Here is a 1861-nt window from a genome sequence, read left to right on the forward strand (position 1 = left end):
CTCATAACCCGAAGGTCGTCGGTTCAAATCCGGCCCCCGCAACCAGTTTAAGGAGCCCCTTTTAAGGGGCTTTTTGTTAGCTGGACACTTTCAACGCCGCTGTTCGACGGCGTTTCAAGGATGGGCGTTTCGCCCATTTTTTTATTTTGCAAAGCATGCACATATCATGCACTAGGGGGTTCAGGTGTCGAGCAAGCTAGAAGAGTTGCAGGCCTTGCTGGCCCCGGTGGTCGTGGCCCTGGGCTATGAATGCTGGGGTATCGAATTTTCGGCTCAGGGTCGTCATTCGATGTTGCGCGTTTATATCGATAAAGAGGGCGGTGTGCTGGTGGACGATTGCGCCATTGTCAGCCGTCAGATCAGCGGTGTGCTGGATGTTGAAGATCCAATCACCGTTGAATACACCCTCGAAGTTTCCTCGCCTGGCATGGAGCGCCCACTGTTCACTCTTGAGCAGTTTGCAAAATTTGCCGGTGAACAAGTGAAGATCAAGCTGCGCTCGCCTTTTGAAGGTCGGCGCAACTTTCAGGGCCTTCTGCGCGGTGTAGAAGAACAGGATGTCGTGGTGCATGTAGAAGACCATGAGTTCCTGTTGCCGATCGATATGATCGACAAGGCCAACATTATTCCCAGTTTTGACTGAGACGCGGATCCCGCGGATCCAATGGCTTGCGAAAGGCGAGGCGTACGATGAGCAAAGAAGTACTGCTGGTTGTTGAGTCGGTATCCAATGAAAAGGGCGTACCGGCAAGCGTAATTTTTGAAGCGCTGGAGCTGGCTTTGGCCACTGCTACCAAAAAGCGTTTTGAAGACGAAGTTGACCTGCGTGTGGAAATTAACCGCCACACCGGGGCATACGAAACTTTCCGTCGCTGGACGGTCGTCGAAGAGAATGATCTCGACGATCCGGCCATCGAAACCTGGCCGAGCAAGGTTGCCGAAACGCATCCTGGTGCCAACGTTGGCGACGTCGTCGAAGAAAAGATCGAATCCATCGAGTTCGGCCGTATTGCTGCACAGACTGCCAAGCAAGTCATCGTGCAAAAAGTACGTGAAGCCGAGCGCGCTCAAGTGGTCGACGCCTATCGCGAGCGCCTGGGAGAAATCATCTCCGGCACCGTGAAAAAAGTCACCCGCGACAACGTGATCGTCGATCTGGGTAACAACGCTGAAGCGTTGCTGGCCCGTGAAGACATCATTTCTCGCGAAACTTTCCGTGTTGGCGTGCGTCTGCGTGCGCTGCTCAAGGAAATCCGCACCGAGAACCGCGGCCCGCAGTTGATCCTGTCGCGTACCGCGCCGGAAATGCTGATCGAGCTGTTCCGTATCGAAGTGCCGGAAATCGCTGAAGGCCTGATCGAAGTAATGGCTGCGTCCCGTGATCCGGGTTCGCGTGCCAAGATCGCCGTCCGCTCGAAGGACAAACGCATCGACCCGCAGGGCGCTTGCATCGGTATGCGCGGTTCGCGCGTCCAGGCAGTGTCGGGTGAGTTGGGCGGTGAGCGTGTTGATATCGTCCTGTGGGACGACAACCCGGCTCAGTTCGTGATCAACGCCATGTCCCCGGCCGAGGTTGCGGCAATTATCGTTGACGAAGATGCCCACGCAATGGACATCGCCGTTGGCGCAGACAATCTGGCTCAGGCCATCGGTCGCGGTGGTCAGAACGTGCGTCTGGCTAGCCAGTTGACTGGCTGGACCCTGAACGTGATGACCGAATCGGACATCCAGGCTAAGCAGCAAGCAGAAACCGGCGACATCCTGCGCAACTTCATCGACGAGCTGGAAGTCGACGAAGACCTGGCACAGGTGCTGGTAGATGAAGGCTTCACCAGCCGGGAAGAGATTGCCTACGTCGCGT

Annotated in this window: 2 protein-coding genes; both read left to right on the top strand. The window is 56.0% G+C overall.

All coding sequences use genetic code 11. The features are described from left to right. Positions 1 to 184 precede the first annotated feature (184 nt). Complete coding sequence (gene rimP / locus ACIPZE_RS28085; RefSeq protein ID WP_129388969.1) at positions 185 to 643, top strand: ribosome maturation factor RimP; 459 nt, start codon at positions 185 to 187, stop codon at positions 641 to 643. Positions 644 to 690: 47 nt separating this feature from the next. Further along, positions 691 to 1861, top strand: a 1171-nt coding sequence (gene nusA / locus ACIPZE_RS28090; RefSeq protein ID WP_400776646.1) for a transcription termination factor NusA, incomplete at its 3' end; no start/stop codon positions are given.

The sequence above is a fragment of the Pseudomonas sp. NPDC089741 genome (genome assembly GCF_044748825.1).
In the GTDB taxonomy this organism is placed as follows: domain Bacteria; phylum Pseudomonadota; class Gammaproteobacteria; order Pseudomonadales; family Pseudomonadaceae; genus Aquipseudomonas; species Aquipseudomonas helmanticensis.